21 protein-coding genes are annotated in these 19405 nt (G+C 68.4%); 12 read left to right on the forward strand and 9 right to left on the reverse strand.

Annotated features, from left to right (window positions below; all coding sequences use genetic code 11):
• Window positions 1-85: 85 nt before the first annotated feature.
• Genes AB0K11_RS11350 through AB0K11_RS11375 form a run of 6 tightly spaced genes read right to left on the reverse strand, consistent with a single transcriptional unit; the run spans window position 86 to window position 6071 of the window.
• A complete protein-coding gene (locus AB0K11_RS11350) occupies window positions 86-1252 on the reverse strand; it encodes a lipid-transfer protein (protein ID WP_364975974.1) in 1167 nt (388 codons plus the stop codon).
• Window positions 1249-1665 carry a MaoC family dehydratase gene (locus AB0K11_RS11355; RefSeq protein WP_364975976.1) on the reverse strand — a complete coding sequence of 139 codons (417 nt, stop codon included), beginning with the start codon at window positions 1663-1665 and terminating at the stop codon, window positions 1249-1251. The genes AB0K11_RS11350 and AB0K11_RS11355 overlap by 4 nt, the downstream gene beginning before the upstream one ends.
• Window positions 1662-2630, reverse strand: coding sequence for a bifunctional MaoC family dehydratase N-terminal/OB-fold nucleic acid binding domain-containing protein (locus AB0K11_RS11360; protein WP_364975979.1), 969 nt, complete (start codon window positions 2628-2630; stop codon window positions 1662-1664). Before AB0K11_RS11360 ends, AB0K11_RS11355 begins: the two co-directional genes overlap by 4 nt.
• Window positions 2627-3790, reverse strand: a complete 1164-nt coding sequence (gene fadE29, locus AB0K11_RS11365; RefSeq protein WP_364975982.1) for an acyl-CoA dehydrogenase FadE29 — start codon at window positions 3788-3790, stop codon at window positions 2627-2629. Before fadE29 ends, AB0K11_RS11360 begins: the two co-directional genes overlap by 4 nt.
• Window positions 3775-4800, reverse strand: a complete 1026-nt coding sequence (locus AB0K11_RS11370) for an acyl-CoA dehydrogenase family protein (RefSeq protein WP_364975985.1) — start codon at window positions 4798-4800, stop codon at window positions 3775-3777. Before AB0K11_RS11370 ends, fadE29 begins: the two co-directional genes overlap by 16 nt.
• A 29-nt stretch (window positions 4801-4829) precedes the next feature.
• A complete protein-coding gene (locus AB0K11_RS11375; RefSeq protein WP_364975987.1) occupies window positions 4830-6071 on the reverse strand; it encodes a cytochrome P450 in 1242 nt (413 codons plus the stop codon).
• 120 nt (window positions 6072-6191) lie between these two features.
• Here AB0K11_RS11375 and AB0K11_RS11380 point away from each other — a divergent pair, with 120 nt between their 5' ends.
• Genes AB0K11_RS11380 through AB0K11_RS11395 form a run of 4 tightly spaced genes read left to right on the forward strand, consistent with a single transcriptional unit; the run spans window position 6192 to window position 8717 of the window.
• The gene (locus AB0K11_RS11380; protein WP_364975990.1) at window positions 6192-7355 is read left to right on the forward strand and encodes a steroid 3-ketoacyl-CoA thiolase; all 1164 of its coding nucleotides are present in this window, start codon (window positions 6192-6194) and stop codon (window positions 7353-7355) included.
• On the forward strand, window positions 7355-7726 hold the full coding sequence (locus AB0K11_RS11385; protein WP_364975993.1) for a hypothetical protein: 372 nt from the start codon (window positions 7355-7357) through the stop codon (window positions 7724-7726). The genes AB0K11_RS11380 and AB0K11_RS11385 overlap by 1 nt, the downstream gene beginning before the upstream one ends.
• A gap of 10 nt (window positions 7727-7736) precedes the next feature.
• Window positions 7737-8216 carry a nitroreductase family deazaflavin-dependent oxidoreductase gene (locus tag AB0K11_RS11390; protein WP_364975995.1) on the forward strand — a complete coding sequence of 160 codons (480 nt, stop codon included), beginning with the start codon at window positions 7737-7739 and terminating at the stop codon, window positions 8214-8216.
• 48 nt (window positions 8217-8264) lie between these two features.
• Window positions 8265-8717: a nitroreductase family deazaflavin-dependent oxidoreductase gene (locus AB0K11_RS11395; protein WP_364975997.1), complete on the forward strand. Its 453-nt coding sequence runs from the start codon at window positions 8265-8267 to the stop codon at window positions 8715-8717.
• 12 nt (window positions 8718-8729) lie between these two features.
• On the opposite strand, the gene AB0K11_RS11400 is transcribed toward AB0K11_RS11395, so the two are convergent.
• Entirely contained in the window at window positions 8730-9635 is a 906-nt protein-coding gene (locus AB0K11_RS11400; RefSeq protein WP_364975999.1) for an SDR family oxidoreductase, read from the reverse strand.
• 14 nt (window positions 9636-9649) lie between these two features.
• Window positions 9650-10426 carry an SDR family oxidoreductase gene (locus AB0K11_RS11405; RefSeq protein ID WP_364976002.1) on the reverse strand — a complete coding sequence of 259 codons (777 nt, stop codon included), beginning with the start codon at window positions 10424-10426 and terminating at the stop codon, window positions 9650-9652.
• 58 nt (window positions 10427-10484) lie between these two features.
• Between AB0K11_RS11405 and echA20 the strand changes: the two genes are divergently transcribed.
• From echA20 to AB0K11_RS11430, 5 genes are all read left to right on the forward strand, one after another.
• Entirely contained in the window at window positions 10485-11240 is a 756-nt protein-coding gene (gene echA20, locus AB0K11_RS11410) for a (7aS)-7a-methyl-1,5-dioxo-2,3,5,6,7,7a-hexahydro-1H-indene-carboxyl-CoA hydrolase (RefSeq protein WP_364976005.1), read from the forward strand.
• Entirely contained in the window at window positions 11237-12115 is an 879-nt protein-coding gene (gene ipdA / locus AB0K11_RS11415) for a cholesterol ring-cleaving hydrolase subunit IpdA (RefSeq protein ID WP_364976008.1), read from the forward strand. Before echA20 ends, ipdA begins: the two co-directional genes overlap by 4 nt.
• Complete coding sequence (gene ipdB, locus AB0K11_RS11420) at window positions 12112-12873, forward strand: cholesterol ring-cleaving hydrolase subunit IpdB (RefSeq protein ID WP_364976010.1); 762 nt, start codon at window positions 12112-12114, stop codon at window positions 12871-12873. Before ipdA ends, ipdB begins: the two co-directional genes overlap by 4 nt.
• Window positions 12870-13940, forward strand: coding sequence for a (3aS,4S,5R,7aS)-5-hydroxy-7a-methyl-1-oxo-octahydro-1H-indene-4-carboxyl-CoA dehydrogenase (gene ipdC, locus AB0K11_RS11425; protein ID WP_364976012.1), 1071 nt, complete (start codon window positions 12870-12872; stop codon window positions 13938-13940). Before ipdB ends, ipdC begins: the two co-directional genes overlap by 4 nt.
• 133 nt (window positions 13941-14073) lie before the next feature.
• Window positions 14074-14979, forward strand: coding sequence for a hypothetical protein (locus AB0K11_RS11430; RefSeq protein ID WP_364976015.1), 906 nt, complete (start codon window positions 14074-14076; stop codon window positions 14977-14979).
• Window positions 14980-15008: 29 nt separating this feature from the next.
• Here the strand turns inward: AB0K11_RS11430 and AB0K11_RS11435 are convergent, their stop codons facing one another.
• Window positions 15009-15212 carry a zinc-ribbon domain-containing protein gene (locus AB0K11_RS11435; protein ID WP_364976018.1) on the reverse strand — a complete coding sequence of 68 codons (204 nt, stop codon included), beginning with the start codon at window positions 15210-15212 and terminating at the stop codon, window positions 15009-15011.
• A 94-nt stretch (window positions 15213-15306) separates the two neighbouring features.
• Between AB0K11_RS11435 and AB0K11_RS11440 the strand changes: the two genes are divergently transcribed.
• From AB0K11_RS11440 to AB0K11_RS11450, 3 genes are all read left to right on the forward strand, one after another.
• On the forward strand, window positions 15307-16419 hold the full coding sequence (locus AB0K11_RS11440; protein ID WP_364976021.1) for an NDMA-dependent alcohol dehydrogenase: 1113 nt from the start codon (window positions 15307-15309) through the stop codon (window positions 16417-16419).
• Between the two features lie 95 nt (window positions 16420-16514).
• Window positions 16515-17819 (forward strand): MFS transporter, encoded by a 1305-nt coding sequence (locus AB0K11_RS11445; protein ID WP_364976024.1) that lies wholly within the window; start codon window positions 16515-16517, stop codon window positions 17817-17819.
• Between the two features lie 107 nt (window positions 17820-17926).
• Window positions 17927-19390 (forward strand): condensation domain-containing protein, encoded by a 1464-nt coding sequence (locus tag AB0K11_RS11450; protein WP_364976027.1) that lies wholly within the window; start codon window positions 17927-17929, stop codon window positions 19388-19390.
• Window positions 19391-19405: the final 15 nt, after the last annotated feature.

The following is a 19405-nucleotide window of genomic DNA, read 5'->3' on the forward strand; positions in this document are numbered from 1 at the left end:
TACGCGTTCATCCGCCGTGTCATCCGACACTACCGTGCGCGTGGGTGTTTGCTGCGCAGCAATTTCCGGCCGCCGGGGCGGGCGGTCAGCCGAGGATGAGCCCCGACGTCGGCACCCCGGTGCCTGCGGTGACCAGGACGTGCTCGACGTCGGGCACCGGATTCACCGACGTGCCGCGGAGTTGACGCACGCCCTCGGCGATGCCGTTCATCCCGTGGATGTAGGCCTCGCCGAGCTGGCCGCCGTGGGTGTTGATCGGCAGCCGGCCGCCGATCTCGATGGCGCCGTCGGCGATGTAGTCCTTGGCCTCGCCCCGGCCGCAGAAGCCGAGCTCCTCGAGCTGAATCAGCGTGAACGGCGTGAAGTGGTCGTAGAGGATCGCGGTCTGGATGTCCGCGGGCGTCAGGCCGGACTGCTCCCAGAGTTGCCTGCCGACCAGTCCCATCTCGGGCAGCCCCAGCTCCGGCCGGTAGTAGCTCGTCATCGAGTACTGATCGGGGCTCGAGCCCTGCGACGCCGCCTCGATGACCGCGGGCCGGTGCTTGAGGTCCTTGGCCCGCTCCGCGGACGTGATCACCAGCGCGACACCGCCATCGGTCTCCTGGCAGCAGTCCAGCAGCCGTAGCGGCTCGGCGATCCACCGCGAGTTCTGGTGGTCGTCGATCGTGATCGGCTTCTCGTAGAAGTACGCCTTCGGGTTCTTCGCCGCATGTCTGCGGTCCGCGACCGACACGGCGCCGAAGTCCCTGCTGGTGGCGCCGGACAGCTGCATGTAGCGCCTGGCGATCATCGCCACCTGCGCCGCCGGTGTCGACAGGCCGTGCGGATAGGAGAACGAGTTGTCCACGCCGGTCGCGTCCGCGTTCTCCACCAGCCGCATCTGCACCTGGCCGAACCGCATCCCGGACCGCTCGTTGAACGCGCGGTAGGCCACCACGCAGTCCGCGACCCCGGTTGCCACCGCGATCGCCGCCTGCTGGACGGTCGCGCACGCCGCGCCGCCGCCGTGGTGGATCTTGGAGAAGAACTTCAACTCCCCGATGCCGGTCGCACGGGCGATCGCGACCTCGGTGTTGGAGTCCATCGTGAACGTCGTCATGCCGTCGACGTCGGCAGGGGTCAGGCCCGCGTCGTCCAGCGCGTCGAGCACCGCCTCCGAGGCGAGCCGGAGCTCACTGCGGCCGGAGTTCTTGGAGAAGTCGGTTGCGCCGATGCCGACGATCGCGGCCTTGCCCGAGAGCGGCCCGCTCATGCGCCGCCCCCGACGGTGAGCGTGGCGTTGGCGATGACGTGGTCGCCGAGACTGTTGCTGCCCACGATCTTCAGGGTGATGAGGCCGTCCTCGACGGCGGTGACCTCACCCCGGAACGTGACGGTGTCGTAGGCGTACCAGGGCACGCCGAGCCGCAGTCCGATCGATTTGATCCTGGCGTCCGGACCCGCCCAGTCGGTGATGTAGCGCTGCACCAGACCGGTGTCGGTGAGGATGTTGACGAAGATGTCCTTGGACCCCTTGGCCTGCGCCTTGTCCCGGTCGTGGTGGACGTCCTGGTAGTCGCGCGTCGCGATCGCGGTCGACACGATGAACGTCGGGTCGCCGTAGAACGCGAGTTCGGGCAGTTTCGTCCCGACCTCGAGACCCGACACCACCTCCGCGGCGCTCATGCGGCCGGCTCCCAGGCATAGAGCGTCCACGCCGGACCGGAGTCACCGGCGGGGAAGTCGATGTACGTTGCGCGAACAGGCATTCCGATCTCCACGGTGGCGGGGTTGACGTTGCGGAGTTCGCCGAGCATTCGGACGCCCTCCTCCAGTTCGACCAGTGCGATGACGAAGGGCAGTGTGCGGCCCGGCACCTTCGGTGCGTGGTGCACCACGAAACTGAACACCGTGCCGGCACCGGACGCGACCTGGTAGTCGGTCTGCTGCTCCTTGTCCAGCCACAGTGCGGGCACGGGCGGGTGCACCAGGGTGCCGTCGCCGCGCTTCTGGATGCGCAGTTCGTGTTCGTTGACGCCGTCCCAGAAGAACTTGGTGTCCTTCGACGACGACGGCCGCATCATCTGATCGGCGTCCAGATCGTCGGGCACCGGCGCCGCGGCGGCCGCTGCGTCCTGGTCCGCTGGCCTGAACTTCATGATGCGCCAGTTCATCTCGGCGACGGGGTTGTCGTGGTCGTCACCGACGGTCCAGGTGATCTTCTGGTTGATGAAGTAGCCCTCGCCGAGCGCCGTGCGCTTCGGCCCGATCACGTCGGTGAGTTCGGCGCTGATGCTGACGTCCTCGCCGGGGCGCAGGTAGCGATGGTAGGTCTGCTCGCAGTTGGTGGCGACCACGCCGACGTACCCCGCCTCGTCGAACAGATTCATCATCTTGCTCAGCGGGTCGTCGTCGGAGCGGCGACCGTTCAGCCCGGCCATCGTCCACACCTGGATCATCGCCGGCGGGGCCACGACCCCCGGGTGCCCGGCGGCCTGCGCCGCCGCCTCGTCGACGTAGATCGGGTTGGTGTCGCCGATCGCGTCCACCCAGTGCCGGATCATCGGCTGGTTCACCGGATCGGGTCCCACGCGCGGCTCGCTGCGGCCCGCCGCCTTGATCTCGTCGATGGCAGCGGAGAAATCGCTCATCGCGGCACCCTCGGCACCTGCAGGCCGGCCGCCGCGATCATCTCGCGCATCACCTCGTTCACCCCGCCGCCGAAGGTGATGACGAGGTTGCGCTTGGTCTGGCTGTCCAGCCAGTCGAGCAGCTCACCGGTCCCGGACTCCGCCGGGTTGCCGTACTTGCCGACGATCTCCTCGGCGATCCGGCCCACCTTCTGGATGCGTTCGGTGCCGAACACCTTGGTGGCCGCGGCATCGGCGACCAAGATGGTCTCGCCGCCGGCCGCGACCTGCCAGTTGAGCAGTTCGTTGATCCGCCAGATGGCCTTGATCTCGCCGAGCAGACGCTTGACGTCGTCGTGGTCGATCGGGGTGACGCCGTCGCCGCCCGGCTTGGACGCCCACGCGTGCACCCGGTCGTAGATGGCGGCGACCTTGCCCGCCGGGCCCAGCATCACGCGCTCGTGGTTGAGCTGGGTGGTGATCAGCTTCCAGCCGGCGTTCTCCTCGCCCACCAGCATGTCGGCGGGCACCCGGACGTCCTCGTAATAACTGGCATTGGTGTGGTGGGCGCCGTCGGACAGGATGATCGGGGTCCACGAGTAGCCCGGATCCTTGGTGTCCACGATCAGGATCGAGATGCCCTTGTGCTTGGCGGCTTCGGGATCCGTGCGCACCGCCAGCCAGATGTAGTCGGCGTCGTGCGCGCCGGTGGTCCAGATCTTCTGGCCGTTGACGATGTACTCGTCGCCGTGCCGCACCGCCGACGTGCGCAGCGACGCCAGGTCGGTGCCCGCCTCGGGCTCGGAGTAGCCGATCGCGAAGTGCACCTCGCCGGCGAGGATGCCCGGGAGGAACTTCTTCTTCTGCGCCTCGGTGCCGTACACCTGCAGCGTCGGGCCGACGGTCTGCAGTGTCACGGCGGGCAGCGGCACGTCGGCGCGGGCGGCCTCGTTGACGAAGATCGACTGTTCGACCGGTCCCAGACCCAGCCCGCCGAACTCCTTGGGCCAGCCCATGCCCAGCTTGCCGTCGGCGCCCATGCGCTTGATGACGGCGCGGTAGGCCTCGTTGTGCCGGTCGGACTCCATCGCCTCGGCCTCTTCGGGCGTGATGAGCGTCGAGAAGTACTGCCGCAGTTCGGCTTGCAGCTGGCGCTGCTCGGGGGTCAGTTCGATGTACATTGCGCTCCCACCAGTTCGAGACGATGCGAGGGACCGCCCAGCAGGCGGGTCAGGTCCTTGATCGTGGAGTAGTAGCGGTCCATCGGGTAGGTGATGTCCATACCCATGCCGCCGTGCAGGTGATGGCACGTCTGCATCACCGGCGGCGCCTGTGACGTCAGCCAGTAGCCCAGCACGTCGAGATCCTCGTCGGCGTCCCTGCCCTCGGCGAGCCGCCACACCACCGACGTCGACGCCAACGCCAACGTGCGAGAGGCGATGTAGACCTCGGCGAGTTGGGCGGCGACTGTCTGGAACGTCGACAGCGGCCGGCCGAACTGGTGCCGGTTGGCCACGTAATCGGCGGTCAGCCGGAGGGCGCCTGCGACGAGTCCCGCGGCGAACGCACCCGTCGCCGCGAGCACCAGCTGGTTGACGCGGTGCACTGAGTCGGATGTCGCCCCGAGCACGTCCGACTCGGGTACGGCGACGGCGTCGAACGTCACCACGTACTCGTCGGAGTGGTTGGCGGCAGGCGTCCTGGTCAGCGTCACCCCGTCGGCTTTCGCCGACACCACCACGGCTCCGCTGTCGGTCGTGACGATCAGCCAATCCGCTTGTTCGGCATACGGAACGCCGATCTTCGTGCCCGTGAGCTTGCCGCCGGACAGGCGGGTCGAGGGCCGTTCGGGCAGCGAACTGCCCGGCTCGTTGACTGCCGCCGTGAGCACGCCACCCTTGGCGACGCCGGCCAGGAAGCGGTCCTGCTGCTCGTCGGACGCCAGATCGAGCAGCGGCAACAGCCCGAGGCCCAGCGTCGCCAGCGCCGGGCTGACGGTGCCGTGCCTGCCGATCTCGGTGAGCGCGGTGGTGATCTCGGGCAGACCGAGCCCGTCACCATCGAGACGCTCGGGCACCCCGAACGCGACGACGCCGCCGTCGACCAGCGCCTGCCAGCTGTTGTCCCTGCCGAGCGCCGATGTCACCACGTCGGCGACAGCCTGCTGCCCCTCGTCTGGGCTGAAATCCACCCGAATCCTCCTTGATTCAGCGCATGAAGCTAGCGAGTGGCCCCGGTGTAGTCGACCTGCCAGTGCTTGATGCCGTTGAGCCACCCCGAACGTAGCCGTTCCGGCTCACTGACGGGCTTGAGATCCGGCATGTGGTCGGCGACCGCGTTGAAGATGAGATTGATGGTCATCCGCGCCAGGTTGGCCCCGATGCAGAAGTGCGCACCGGTGCCGCCGAAGCCCACATGCGGATTCGGGTCGCGCAGGATGTTGAAGCTGTGCGGGTTCTCGAAGACGTCTTCGTCGAAGTTGGCCGAGCGGTAGGACATCACCAGCCGCTGGCCCTTCTTGATCTGGACGCCCGCGAGCTCGGTGTCCTCGAGGGCGGTGCGCTGGAACGCCGAAACCGGCGTGGCCCAGCGGATGATCTCGTCGGCCGTGGTGGACGGACGCTCCTTCTTGTACAGCTCCCACTGGTCGGGATTCTGCGAGAGCGCGATCATCCCGTGGGTGATCGAGTTGCGGGTGGTCTCGTTGCCCGCCACCGCCAGCATGATCACGAAGAAGCCGAACTCGTCGTCGGAGAGCTTCTCGCCGTCGATGTCGGCCTGGATGAGCGTGGTGACGATGTCGTCGGTCGGGTTCTTGCCCCGCTCGTCGGCCATCGCCATGGCGTACATGATGAGCTCCATCGACGACTGCGCGGGATCGACGTCGGCGAACTCGGGGTCCTCGCCGCCGGTCATCTCGTTCGACCAGCGGAACAGCTTGTCGCGGTCGTCCTGCGGCACGCCGAGCAGGCCGGCGATGGCCTGCAGCGGCAACTCGCAGCTGACCTGCTCGACGAAGTCGCCGGAGCCCGCCGACGCGGCGGTCTTGGCGATGTTCTGCGCGCGCTGCGAGAGTTCCTCCTCCAGCCGCCCGATCGCCCGCGGCGTGAAGCCGCGCGAGATGATCTTGCGCAGCCGGGTGTGGTGCGGCGCGTCCATGTTGAGCATCACGCTGCGCTGCAGTTCGATCTGCTCGAACTGCATCTCCTTCGGCCAGACCGGGATCGCCCCGTTCTGCCAGCTGGAGAAGACGTCGCTGCGCCGCGACACCTCCTTGACGTCGGCGTGCTTGGTCACGAGCCAGTAGCCCTTGTCACCGAAGCCGCCCGTGCCGCCGGGTACGTCAACCCAGTGGATCGGCTCGGACTTCCGCAATTCGGCCAGCTGCTCGACGGGCAACGCCTCGAGGTTCACGTCGGGATCGAGGAAGTCGAAGTCGGCGGGGATGTTCGGGGGTGCCATAGGTGTGCGCTCCTAATTGCAACGTGTTCTAGTGCCAGTAAAACACGGCTACACCGCAGATCAAAGGCACCAGTCGATCCCCGCTTGTCAGACTAATGAAACGTGTTCTAGCCTGGCGGAATGGGTAACCCTGTCATCGTCGAAGCCACCCGCAGCCCCATCGGCAAGCGCAACGGATGGCTCTCCGGCCTGCACGCCACCGAGCTGTTGGGCGCCACGCAGCGGGCTCTGGTCGAGAAGGCCGGCATCGATCCCGCCGAGGTGGAACAGGCCATCGGCGGCTGTGTCACGCAGTACGGCGAACAGTCCAACAACATCACCCGGGTGGCCTGGCTGACCGCGGGGCTGCCCGAGCAGGTGGGCGCCACCACGATCGACTGCCAGTGCGGCAGCGGCCAGCAGGCCAACGGCTTGATCGCGGGCCTGATCGCCGCGGGCGCCATCGACGTGGGCATCGCCTGCGGAATCGAGGCGATGAGCCGTGTCGGTCTCGGCGCCAACGCCGGGCCGGACCGGTCGAGGATCCGCGCCGCGTCGTGGGACATCGACATGCCCAACCAGTTCGAGGCCGCAGAGCGCATCGCCAAGCGGCGCGGCATCACCCGCGAGGACATCGACGCGTTCGGGCTGGCCTCGCAGCGCAAGGCCGCCCAGGCGTGGGCCGAGGGCCGGTTCGACCGCGAGATCAGCGGCATCGAGGCGCCGGTGCTCGACGAGAACAAGCAGCCCACCGCCGAGCGCCACGTGGTGACCCGCGACCAGGGTCTGCGCGAGACCACCGCCGAGGGCCTCGCCGCGCTGAAACCCGTGATGGAAGGCGGCATTCACACCGCGGGGACGTCGTCGCAGATCTCCGACGGGGCCGCGGCGGTGCTGTGGATGGACGAGGATAAGGCCAGGGCGCTGGGGCTCACCCCGCGGGCACGGATCGTCAGCCAGGCGCTCGTCGGCGCCGAGCCCTACTACCACCTCGACGGCCCGGTGCAGTCGACGGCCAAGGTGCTCGAGAAGGCCGGCATGAAGATCGGCGACATCGACATCACCGAGATCAACGAGGCGTTCGCGTCGGTGGTGCTGTCGTGGGCGCGCGTGCACGAGCCCGACATGGACCGCGTCAACGTCAACGGCGGAGCGATCGCGCTGGGTCACCCGGTGGGCAGCACGGGCAGCCGGCTGATCACCACGGCGCTGCACGAGCTCGAGCGCACCGACAAGACGACGGCGCTGATCACGATGTGCGCCGGCGGGGCGCTGTCCACCGGCACGATCATCGAGCGGATCTAGTGCCCATCACCGACACCGACCGGATCGCGGCCGCGCAGTCCTACATCGACGCGCTGGTCAGCCACCAGGCCGACGCCGTCCCGTTCGCCCCCGGCTGCACCCGCGTCGAGATCGGCATCAAGACCGGCTTCTCCGGAGATCATCTACGGCGCAGCCTGAACGGCGGACCGCAGTACAAGGTGATCAAATCCTCCACCCCACCGGAGTTCACCGTCGACGGCGACCGGGTGCGTGCCCGCTTCGACCTGGTGACCAAGCCCCATGTCGGCGGAGTGCGGGTGGGTGCCCACATCGACGAGACGTTCCACATCCCCGCCGACGGTCTGATCCACCGCATCGACGCCCGCATCCGCCCGTTCATCATCAGATAGGTTGACCGGTATGGCCGAACCCTCACGCCCGTTGAGCGGCAAGCAGATCGAGAGCCTGAACTCCGCCAAGGTCGGCACCGCGATCAAGTGGATGTCGAAAGCTCAGACCTGGCTGTTCAAGAAGTCCAACGGCAAGCTCGGCAACAAGTTCCTGCGCGGGGCCGAGGTCGGCATCCTGACCACCACCGGCCGCAAGTCCGGTGAGCCGCGGGACAGCCCGCTGCTGTTCCTGCAGGAGGGCCGGCGCATCGTGCTCGTCGCCTCGCAGGGCGGCCGCGCCACCAACCCGATGTGGTACCTGAACCTGAAGGCCGACCCGAAGGTCAGGTTCCAGACCAAGGCCGGGGTGTCCGACCTGATCGCGCGTGACGCCACCGACGCCGAACGCGACAAGTACTGGCCGAAGCTGGATGCGATGTACGCCGACTTCGCGAATTACCGGTCCTACACCGACCGCAAGATCCCGATCGTCATCTGCGACCCGGCGTAACGCCGTCCGGCGCGTTTGCGAGCCGCCGTCGCGGGCTATCTACCCGCCATGGCCGACGATTCGCACCCGATCCGCAATTCGGGCTTGGTCAAGTGGGCGATGAAGTCATTCGCCCGTGGCCACATCTGGGTGTACCGCAACACCGGCGGACGGCTCGGCTCCCGGCTGCTGTGGTTTCCGGCAGCCCTGTTGACGACGACCGGACGCAAGTCGGGCTTACCGCGCACCACTCCGACGCTGTATCTGCGCGACGGCGACAAGGTGGTGCTGCCCGCGACATTCGGCGGCCGCGCCACGGATCCGGTCTGGTACCTGAACCTGAAGGCGAATCCGAAGGTGCAGGTGCAGGTGGGGCCGCAGCAGCGGGAGATGACCGCGCGCGATGCCACCGAAGAGGAGCGCGAACGCTACTGGCGCTACCTGACGAAGATTTATCCGCCGTACCGCAACTATCGCGACGCCACCGACCGGGTCATCCCGCTGGTGGTCTGCGAACCCTGAGGAACGACGCGGTCAGGCGCCGAACACCGGTAGCGGCGTACGCGATTTCGCGAGCAGATCGCTGATGACCGGTCCGAGTTCCACCGGATCCCACCGGGCGCCCTTGTCGATCTCGGCGCCACGCGCCCAGCCTTCGGCGACGCGGATGATGCCGCCCTCGACCTCGAAGACCCTGCCGGTGACGTCCTTGGATTCGGCGCTGCCCAGCCAGACGACCAGCGGCGAGATGTTCTCCGGCGCCATGGCATCGAAGTCCTTGTCCTGCGTCGACATCATGTCGGCGAACACCGTCTCGGTCATCCGGGTGCGCGCGGACGGGGCGATGGCGTTGACACTGACGCCGTAGCGTCCCATCTCCGCGGCGGCCACCAGGGTCAGGGCCGCGATGCCGGCCTTCGAGGCGCTGTAGTTCGCCTGTCCCACACTGCCCTGCAGGCCGGCGCCGGAGCTGGTGTTGATGATGCGGGCGTCTCGCGTGTCGCCGGCCTTGGACTGCGCGCGCCAGTAGGCCGCTGCGTGCCGCATGGTCGCGAAGTGGCCCTTGAGGTGCACGGCGGTGACGGCGTCGAACTCCTCCTCGCTGGTGTTGGCGAACATCCGGTCACGGACGATGCCCGCGTTGTTCACCAGCACGTCGAGGCCGCCGAAGGCGTCCACTGCGGTCTGGATGAGGCCCTCGGCCTGCGACCAGTCGGCGACGTTCGCTCCGCTGGTGACGGCTTCGCCGCCGGCAGCGGTGATCTCGTCGACGACGCCCTGCGCCGCACTGCCGCCACCCGCCGGTGACCCGTCGAGGCCGACTCCGATGTCGTTGACCACCACACGCGCGCCCTCGGCGGCGAACGCCAGCGCGTGCGCGCGGCCGATCCCGCCGCCGGCTCCCGTCACGATGACCACGCGGCCGTCGAGAAGTCCCATTCCTGTTGTCTCCCTTATCGCTTGATGTCGGCGGTGGTGGTGGCCAGGTAGTGCGGCGGCTCACCACCGCCGTGTACTTCCAGTGAGGCGCCGCTGATGTAGGACGCGGCGTCGGACGCCAGGAACGCGGTGGCCCAGCCGACGTCGGCGGGGGTGGCCAGCCGGCCGAGCGGCACGTTGCGTGAGATGGCGGCGATGGAATCGGCGTCGCCGTAGAACAATTCGGACTGCTCGGTTTCGACCATGCCCACCACCACGGAGTTCACCCGCACCTTCGGCGCCCACTCGACGGCGAGGGTAGTGGTCATGCTCTCCATGCCCGCCTTCGCCGCCCCGTAGGCCGCGGTGCCCGGGGTCGGGCGCCGGCCGCTGACACTGGCGATGTTGACGATCGACCCGCCGCGGTCCTGTGTCTGCATCACCGCGTTGGCGTGCGTCGAGAGCGACAGCGGGCCCAGCAGATTCAGCCCGACGATCTTGGCGCTGAACTTCGCCGAGGCCTCGGCGGCCGGCACGTACGGCGATCCGCCCGCGTTGTTGACCACGACATCGAGGCGGCCATGGCGTTCCGCGATCGTGTCGATCAGGGCCTTCACCGAGTCGTCGTCGCGGACGTCGCACGGGTGGAACTCGTAGGGCAGTCCCTCGACGGGCCGCCTCGCGCACGTCACGACCGTGGCGCCCTGACCGGCGAACACGGCGCTGATGCCTGCACCCACTCCGCGCACCCCGCCGGTCACCAGGACGACCCGGCCGGCCAGTTGCAGGTTGATTCCAGCGGCGTCGGTCACTGTGCTAGCGTACCAAGCAAGTGCTTGCTTAGGTAGCGACCCCTATTCGGGAGACTCGATGACGATCACATCCAAGACGGTCGAACCCGGCATCGTCGCCGTCACCGTCGATTACCCACCGGTCAATGCGATCCCGTCGCGCGGCTGGTTCGAACTCGCCGACGTCCTGACCGCGGCGGGCCGCGACACCGCGACTCACGTGGTGATCCTGCGTGCCGAGGGCAAGGGCTTCAACGCCGGCGTCGACATCAAGGAGATGCAGAAGACGCAGGGCTTCACCGCACTCATCGACGCCAATCGCGGTTGCTACGAGGCCTTCCGGGCGGTGTACGAGTGTGCGGTGCCGGTCGTCGCGGCCGTCAACGGGTTCTGCGTCGGCGGCGGCATCGGACTGGTCGGCAATGCCGACGTCATCGTCGCGTCCGACGACGCGACGTTCGGGCTGCCGGAGGTGGAGCGCGGCGCCCTCGGCGCGGCGACCCACCTGTCGCGGCTGGTGCCGCAGCACATGATGCGCCGGCTGTTCTTCACCGCCGCGAGAGTCGACGCAGCCACGCTGCACCACTTCGGCTCGGTGCACGAGGTGGTGCCGCGCGCAGACCTGGACGAGGCCGCACTGCGCGTCGCACGCGACATCGCGTCGAAGGACACCCGCGTGATCCGCGCGGCGAAAGAGGCGCTCAACTTCATCGACGTGCAACCGGTGAACGCCAGGTACCGCATGGAGCAGGGCTTCACCTTCGAGCTGAACCTCGCGGGCGTGTCCGACGAGCACCGGGACGCCTTCGCGGGAACCGACAAGGGATCCAAATGACAGACAAGCGAACGACGCTCGACGAGGCCGTCGCCTCGATCGAGAGCGGCATGACCATCGGCATCGGCGGCTGGGGTTCCCGGCGCAAGCCGATGGCGCTGGTGCGGGCGCTGCTGCGCACCGACGTCACCGACCTCACCGTCGTCACCTACGGCGGACCGGACCTCGGACTGTTGTGCTCGGCGGGCAAGGTCAAGCGGGTCTACTACGGCTTCGTGTCGCTGGACTCCCCGCCGTTCTACGACCCGTGGTTCGCCAAGGCCCGGACGTCCGGGGCCATCGAGGCCCGGGAGATGGACGAGGGCATGTTGCGCTGCGGCCTGCAGGCGGCGGCGCAACGGCTGCCGTTCCTGCCGATCCGCGCCGGCCTCGGCAGCGACGTGCGGACGTTCTGGGGCGACGAGCTGAAGACCGTGCGCTCGCCCTATGAGACGGACGGGGCGTTCGAGGAATTGGTCGCCATGCCCGCCCTGAATCTCGATGCGGCGCTGGTGCACATGAATCTCGGTGACGCCGCGGGCAATGCGGCCTACACCGGCATCGACCCCTACTTCGACGACCTGTTCCTGATGTCGGCCGAGCGCCGGCTGCTGTCGGTCGAGCGGGTGGTGGCCACCGACGAGCTGGTCAAGGCTGTTCCGCCGCAGGCACTCCTGATCAACCGGATGATGGTCGACTCGGTGGTCGAAGCACCCAACGGCGCCCACTTCACCACGGCCGAACCCGACTACCGGCGCGACGAGAAGTTCCAGCGGCACTACGCCGAGGCCGCCGGATCCGACGAGAGCTGGGCGGCGTTCGTCGCCACCTATCTGTCCGGCAGCGAAGCCGATTACCAGGCCGCGGTGCGCGACTTCAAGGAGCGGAACGCATGACCAGCCAGACAACATCCGCGACCCGAGCCGAGGTGTGCGCCGTCGCGTGCGCCGAACTGTTCCGCGACGCGGGCGAGATCATGGTCAGCCCGATGGCCAACATGGTGTCCGTCGGCGCGCGCCTGGCGCGGCTGACGTTCTCCCCTGACATCCTGCTGACCGACGGCGAGGCCCGGCTGCTCGCCGACACGCCCGCACTCGGCGCCACCGGGGCGATCGAGGGGTGGATGCCGTTCGGCCGGGTCTTCGAGACCCTGACATGGGGGCGGCGGCATGTCGTGATGGGCGCCAACCAGATCGACCGGTACGGCAACCAGAACCTCTCGGCGTTCGGCCCGATCCAGCAGCCGAAGCGGCAGATGTTCGGCGTGCGCGGCGCACCCGGCAACACCATCAACCACGCGACCAGTTACTGGGTCGGCGGACACAGCTCGCGGGTGTTCGGCGAGTCCGTCGACATCGTGTCCGGAATCGGCTGGGACAAGGTCGATCCCGAGAACCCCGCGTACCGGTTCACCAACGTGTTCCGGGTGGTGAGCAACCTCGGGGTGTTCGACTTCGACGGCCCGGACCGGCAGATGCGCGCGGTGTCGCTGCACCCCGGCGTCGACGCCGGCGAGGTCGCCGAGAACACCGGCTTCGAGGTGCACGGCCTCGATTCGGCCGAGCCGACGCGACTTCCCACCGATGACGAACTGCGTCTGATCCGAGAGGTGATCGACCCGAAGTCACTGCGTGACCGGGAGATCCGGTCGTGAGCAGGCTTCAGACGCCGCTGACGGAGCTGGTCGGTATCGAACATCCGGTGGTGCAGACCGGCATGGGCTGGGTCGCCGGTGCGCGGCTGGTGTCGGCGACGGCCAACGCAGGCGGGCTGGGAATCCTCGCTTCGGCGACGATGACGCTCGACGAACTGCAGACCGCGGTGACCAAGGTGAAGTCGACCACCGACAAACCGTTCGGCATCAATATCCGCGCCGACGCCGGTGACGCCAACGAACGGGTCGACCTGCTGATCCGCGAAGGTGTCAAGGTGGCGTCGTTCGCGCTGGCGCCCAAGCCGGACCTGATCGCCCGCCTCAAGGACGCCGGTGTGGTGGTGATTCCGTCGGTCGGCGCCGCCAAGCACGCCAAGAAGGTGGCCGGCTGGGGCGCCGACGCGGTGATCGTGCAAGGCGGCGAGGGCGGCGGACACACCGGCCCCGTCGCGACAACGCTGCTACTGCCGTCGGTGCTCGACGCCGTCAAGGACACCGGCATGCCGGTGATCGCCGCCGGCGGGTTCTTCGACGGCCGCGGGTTGGCCGCGGCACTGTCCTACGGCGCGGCCGGCGTCGCGATGGGCACCCGCTTCCTGCTGACCTCGGATTCGACGGTGCCCGAGGCGGTGAAGCGGCGCTACCTCGAGGCCGCGCTGGACGGCACGGTGGTGTCGACCCGGGTCGACGGGATGCCGCACCGGGTGCTGCGCACCGGGCTGGTCGAGAAGCTCGAGAGCGGATCTCCCGTGCGGGGTCTTGCCGCGGCGGTGGGCAACGCGCAGAAGTTCAAGAAGATGACGCAGATGAGCTGGCGGTCGATGATCAGCGACGGTGTGGCGATGCGGAAGGGCAAGGACCTCACCTGGTCGCAGGTGGTGATGGCCGCGAACACCCCGATGCTGCTCAAGGCCGGCCTGGTCGAGGGCGACACCGACGCCGGTGTGCTGGCGTCGGGACAGGTGGCCGGGATCCTCGACGATCTGCCGTCGTGCGCGGAGTTGATCGACACCATCGTCGCCGATGCCGTGAAACACCTGCAGGCCGCGGTCTCCTACGTGCAGTAAGCCGCTCGAGTGTGAACCTCACGACGTTTTCGGGCCGAAATCGTCGTGACGTTCACACTCGCAGCTCCCGACCTGTGGACAACTCCCTCACCCGGCGCCGTCGGTGTCGGTCGCGGTCCGCACGCTGCAACACATGTCCGCCCCGTGCCGCCCCATCGTCGGTGCCGAAGCCATCGCAGCGCGGGTGATCCCGGAGCGGACGCTGCGCCGCAGGTACCGGCAGCTCTATCCGGGCGTCTACCTGCCGGCGGGCTCCGAGCCGTCCGCGCGTGAGCGTTCAGAGGCGGCCTGGCTGTGGTCCAAGCGCCGAGGGGTCGTCGCCGGCCTGTCCGCAGCAGCGATGCTCGGGACCAGATGGATCGACGGGCGGCAGCCGGCCGAGCTGGTCCACGACAACCGCAAGACACCGCCGATGCTGATCGTCCGTTCCGATGCACTCCTCGACGACGAGCGCATCGAGATCGGCGGCATGGCGGTGACCGGTCCGGCGCGCACGGCATTCGACATCGGGCGGCACACCATCCACCGCGTTCAGGCTGTTCAGCGGCTCGACGCGCTGGCCGCGGCCACGAGGCTCGACCCTGCGGCCGTCGAGGGGTTGGCGGCGGCGCACCCCGGCGTGCGCGGCCTCCGGCGATTGCGCGCCGTCCTGCCACTGGTCGACGGCGGCGCCGAGTCGCCACAGGAGACCGTTGCGCGGCTCGCACTGGTCGATGCCGGGCTGCCTGCACCCCGAACCCAAGTCAATGTCTTCGACGAATGGGGGACGTTCGTCGCCCGGTTGGATCTGGCCTACGAAGGGGTCAAGGTCGGCATCGAGTACGACGGTCCGCAGCACTGGACGGACCCCGCCGTGCGACAACGGGACATCGACAAGCAGTTCGAGTTGACGGCACTGGGCTGGAACGTGATTCGTGTGAGCCGCGACCTGCTCCGCTACCGCCGCGCGACCTACGTGCTGCGGGTCGAGGAGGCGCTGCGGGCTCGCGGCCGGCCCGAGTGTGACCCTCACGACGGAATCGGGCCGAAATCGTCGTGACGTTCACACTCGCGGCAACCGAGAGCCGGCTAGACCGCGACGACGGCGCCGCAGATGCCGCAGGCCTCGAACTGCCTGCGCTTCCACCGCGCGACCGGCACGAAGAACAGCGTGAACTGCTTGAACTCCCGCATCCGCGCCCACTGCGTGGTGTTGTGGCAGCGCGGGCAGGTCCGGACGCTGCCTGCGCCGAGGTGCTGCTGTTTGGTGCCGAAGCCGAAGATGAAGAGCACGACACCAGCGTAGGTGGCGCCGCGGCGGGCTCCGATCGACCCGCGATGGCCAATCGCCGATGTAGCGCGCCGGGCGTTCCTAGACTCGGCGACCATGAAGATGGACGCCGCGGTCCTGTGGGAAGTCAATGGCGACTGGACGGTGGAGGAGGTCGACCTCGATCCACCGCAGGACGGCGAGATCCTGGTCTCGTTCGAGGCGACCGGGCTGTGCCACTCCGACCACCACGGCCGCACCGGCGACTTCCCGAGTCCGATGCCCGTGATCGGCGGCCACGAGGGCGCGGGAATCGTGCAGGAGGTCGGCCCGGGCGTTCGCGACCTGAAACCCGGCGATCACGTGGTGGCGTCGTTCCTGCCCGCGTGCGGCCGCTGCCGCTGGTGCGCCAGCGGCAGGCAGAACCTCTGCGACCTGGGCGCGTACATCCTCAACGGCACCCAGCTCGACGGCACCTACCGGCGGCACATCGGTGATGTGGACGTCAACGTCGCGCTGCTGCTCGGCACGTTCGCCCAGTACGGCGTGGTCTCCGAGGCGTCGGTGGTCAAGATCGACGACGACCTGCCGCTGTCGCGGGCCTGTCTGATCGGCTGCGGCGTGACCACCGGCTGGGGCTCCGCGGTCAACACCGCCGACGTCCGTCCCGGCGACACCGTGGTGGTCATCGGCCTGGGCGGGGTCGGCAGCGGCGCGGTCCAGGGCGCCCGGTTGGCCGGCGCGGAGCGGATCGTCGTCGTCGACATCGTGGCCGACAAGCGGGAGAAGGCCCACGAGTTCGGTGCCACGCACTTCGCGACGTCGATGGCGGAGGCCACCGCGCTGGTGGCGGACCTGACCAAGGGCGTGATGGCCGACTCGGCGATCCTCACCGTCGGGCTCGTCGAAGGGCCGATGATCGGCGAGGCCCTCGAGATCATCCGCAAGGGCGGCGCGGTGGTGCTCACCGGCATCGCCGCGATGGCCGACGTGACGCCGACACTGCCGATGGCGATGTTCACGCTGTTCCAGAAGCGGCTGCTGGGCAGCCTGTACGGCGAGGCGAATCCGCGCGCCGACATCCCACGGCTGCTGAGCCTGTACCGCACGGGGCAGCTGCTGCTCGACGAGACCGTCACCCACGAATACAAGCTCGGCGAGATCAACGAGGCCTACGACGACATGCTGGCCGGGCGGATCATCCGCGGCGTGGTGGTGCACGACCACTAGTCGCTGAGCAGAACGCGCACAACTCGCAGATCGCCCGCTACGCGTGTTGTGCGCGCAACCGCGACGCGCGTCGGCGCCGCCCATAACTTCAGCGCATGACCACACTGACCAGGCCGGCGTCCATGAAGCGGGTGGCCGTCGCGAGCTATGTGGGCTCGGCGATCGAGTACTACGACTTCTACGTCTACGGCACCGCCGCGGCGCTGGTGTTCCCCAGGGTGTTCTTCCCGCACCTCGGCCCGACGATGGCGACGGTGGCGTCGATGGCCACTTTCGCGGCGGCCTTCGTCTCGCGTCCGGCTGGCGCGGCGTTCTTCGGTCACTTCGGTGATCGATTGGGCCGCAAGGCGACGCTGACTGCCACGCTGCTCATCATGGGCCTGTCGACGGTCGCGGTCGGGTTGGTGCCCGGCGCCGCGACCATCGGTGTGGCGGCGCCGGTGATCCTGCTGGCGTTGCGACTCGCCCAGGGCTTCGCCGTGGGCGGGGAGTGGGCGGGCGCCGCGCTGCTGGCCACCGAACACGCGCCCGCCGGATCGCGCGGCCGGTACGGCATGTTCACCTCGCTGGGCGCAGGCAGCGGGTTGACGTTGAGCAGCCTGGTGTTCCTCGCCGTCAACTCGACGATCGGCGAGACCAGCCACGCGTTCCTCGACTGGGCCTGGCGAGTGCCGTTCCTGTTCAGCGTCGTGCTGGTCGCGATAGCGCTGTACGTGCGCCTCAACGTCGCCGAGACGCCGGTGTTCGCCGAACAGCTGTCCCACGGTGGACCCGCGAGGACTCCCGTCGCCGCCCTGTTCACCCATCAGCGCCGTGAGGTGCTGCTGGCCGCGGGCAGCATGGTCGGATTCTTCGCGTTCGGTTACATCGCGAACGCCTATCTGACCGGTTACGCCCATACCGGACTGGGCTTCTCCCCCGACCTGATCCTGAGCGTCAACGTGCTCGGCGGTATCACGGCGATGACGTTCTGCGCCCTGTCGGCGATCGCCTGCGACCGCTTCGGGCGCCGCCGCATCATCATGGCTGCGTTCGCCGCGGGCGTGCCGTGGGCATTCGCGCTCTTCCCGCTCGTCGACACCGGCAACACGGTCTGGTACACCGTGGCGATCGTCGGCACCTACGCGATCGCCGGCGCGTCCTACGGTCCGATGGGGGCCTTCATCACCGAGACGTTCGCGACCCGGTACCGCTACAGCGGCGCGGGCCTCGCGCTCAACATCGCCGGGCTGGTCGGCGGGGCGATACCGCCGCTGATCGCCGTACCTCTCACGGCCACCTTCGGCGCCGTCGGCATCGGCACGCTTCTCGGAGTCCTCGTCGTCACCAGCCTCGTCAGCACTTCCCTGCTGCCCGAGACCATGGGCGCTGCGATGAGCACAACGCACGAAAGCAGTTAATCGCCCACTTCAACGACTTGTGCGCACAAGCGGGCCACACCGCACGCAGCGTCCTAGGTTCAGATCAGCAGCACACGCAAAGGCACTCAGAGGCAGGGAGTTTCGAAATGGTCGCACTGGGCAACATCAATGGCTGGCAGCCGTCGGACGGCCCGGTCACCACGTGGATGGCCTCACCCGCCTCTCGCGCCGCGGCCCGGGCCGCCCGCCGCAGTGACATCCCGCCGACGTACCAGCGGGCGCATCACCTCCGGAAGGCCCACGACAGCAAGGCCTCCGGCCGGCAGCTCCCCCGCCTGATGGTGGTGGCCTGGGATATCCACGGCGTCTGCGACATCGCGGCGATGACGACCGCGATCAATGCGCACATCCGCAGGCACGACGCCTACCACGACTGGTTCGAGTATGCCGACGGCGCCTTCGTGCGCCGCACCATCGACGATCCCGAGGCGATCGAGCTCGTCCCGGTGGATTTCGGCTACATGACCGAAGAGCAGGTGCGCTCGCACGCACTGACGACGACACCCGAGACGCTGCAGTGGGATTGCTTCACCTTCGGCATCGTGCAGCATGCCGGGTATTTCACGTTCTACGCCAGCATCGACCATCTCCACATCGACGGCACCTCGGCCGGGCTGATCTTCTTCGACATCCACCTGCTCTACCACCACCTCGCATCGGGTGACGGCCAGGTGGACGGCACCCTCGCCCCGGTGAGCAGCTACCGCGACTTCGCCGTCCGCCAGCACGCCGCGCTGGACGCCCTGACCGAGTCCTCGGCGGAGGTCGAAGAATGGATCGACTTCGCGCAGGACGCCGACGGCGACTGGCCGAGCTTCCCCCTGCCGATCGGTGACACCCACGGCGACAACACGGGCAGCTTCGTGACGGTCGAGATGTTGAACGACACCGCCACCGAGGCGTTCGACACCGCGTGCCAGGCCGCGGGCGCCCGATTCGTCGGCGGCGTGATGGCCTGCGCCGCAATGGCCGAGCGCCAATTGGCGGGAACGGGGATCTTCCGCGGCTTCACGCCCTACGACACCCGCACACCGGGCGTCGACGCAATGACGGTGGGCTGGTTCGCCAGCCTGTTCCCCGTCACCGTGCCGTCCGCGAGCCGGGTGTTCTCCGACGCTGCCCGTGCGGCCCAGGCATCGTTCGACGCGGCCAAGCACCTCGCAGGCGTGCCGATCGACCGCATGCTCGAGCTGGCGGCAGCGGCGGGCATCGACATCAAGCCGCCTCGGCGGCCGCTGATGATGCTGTCCTACATGGACTTCCGCAAGATCCCCGTCGCCGCCCTGTGGGACGAGACCAACTTCGGCACCTACGGTGACAACCTGAACTACGGCGAGATCAACATCTGGATCAACCGGCACGCCACCAAGACCACCATCACCGTGTCATATCCGGACAACGCCGTCGCGCGGAAGTCGGTGCACCGCTACATCGCGACCCTGAGCCGGGCGTTCGCGGACGCCGCGCAGACCACCGTGGAGTGGATCGAGCAGGTCGCCCATCACGCCAACACGAGCGACTCGTGCGTCGTGTGCACGGGCGCGAACTGAGAGGAACGCAGCAGA

Origin of the sequence: Mycobacterium sp. NPDC050551, from assembly GCF_040674075.1 — a bacterium.
Classification (GTDB): Bacteria; Actinomycetota; Actinomycetes; order Mycobacteriales; family Mycobacteriaceae; genus Mycobacterium.

Bases quoted from the DNA above. Each gene is read 5' to 3' on its own strand.
- AB0K11_RS11350 (WP_364975974.1), bottom strand. From the start codon at position 1,252: ATGAGCGGGCCGCTCTCGGGCAAGGCCGCGATCGTCGGCATCGGCGCA.
- AB0K11_RS11355 (WP_364975976.1), bottom strand. From the start codon at position 1,665: ATGAGCGCCGCGGAGGTGGTGTCGGGTCTCGAGGTCGGGACGAAACTG.
- AB0K11_RS11360 (WP_364975979.1), bottom strand. From the start codon at position 2,630: ATGAGCGATTTCTCCGCTGCCATCGACGAGATCAAGGCGGCGGGCCGC.
- fadE29 (WP_364975982.1), bottom strand. From the start codon at position 3,790: ATGTACATCGAACTGACCCCCGAGCAGCGCCAGCTGCAAGCCGAACTG.
- AB0K11_RS11375 (WP_364975987.1), bottom strand. From the start codon at position 6,071: ATGGCACCCCCGAACATCCCCGCCGACTTCGACTTCCTCGATCCCGAC.
- AB0K11_RS11380 (WP_364975990.1), top strand. From the start codon at position 6,192: ATGGGTAACCCTGTCATCGTCGAAGCCACCCGCAGCCCCATCGGCAAG.
- AB0K11_RS11390 (WP_364975995.1), top strand. From the start codon at position 7,737: ATGGCCGAACCCTCACGCCCGTTGAGCGGCAAGCAGATCGAGAGCCTG.
- AB0K11_RS11395 (WP_364975997.1), top strand. From the start codon at position 8,265: ATGGCCGACGATTCGCACCCGATCCGCAATTCGGGCTTGGTCAAGTGG.
- AB0K11_RS11400 (WP_364975999.1), bottom strand. From the start codon at position 9,635: ATGGGACTTCTCGACGGCCGCGTGGTCATCGTGACGGGAGCCGGCGGC.
- echA20 (WP_364976005.1), top strand. From the start codon at position 10,485: ATGACGATCACATCCAAGACGGTCGAACCCGGCATCGTCGCCGTCACC.
- ipdA (WP_364976008.1), top strand. From the start codon at position 11,237: ATGACAGACAAGCGAACGACGCTCGACGAGGCCGTCGCCTCGATCGAG.
- ipdB (WP_364976010.1), top strand. From the start codon at position 12,112: ATGACCAGCCAGACAACATCCGCGACCCGAGCCGAGGTGTGCGCCGTC.
- AB0K11_RS11430 (WP_364976015.1), top strand. From the start codon at position 14,074: ATGTCCGCCCCGTGCCGCCCCATCGTCGGTGCCGAAGCCATCGCAGCG.
- AB0K11_RS11440 (WP_364976021.1), top strand. From the start codon at position 15,307: ATGAAGATGGACGCCGCGGTCCTGTGGGAAGTCAATGGCGACTGGACG.
- AB0K11_RS11445 (WP_364976024.1), top strand. From the start codon at position 16,515: ATGACCACACTGACCAGGCCGGCGTCCATGAAGCGGGTGGCCGTCGCG.
- AB0K11_RS11450 (WP_364976027.1), top strand. From the start codon at position 17,927: ATGGTCGCACTGGGCAACATCAATGGCTGGCAGCCGTCGGACGGCCCG.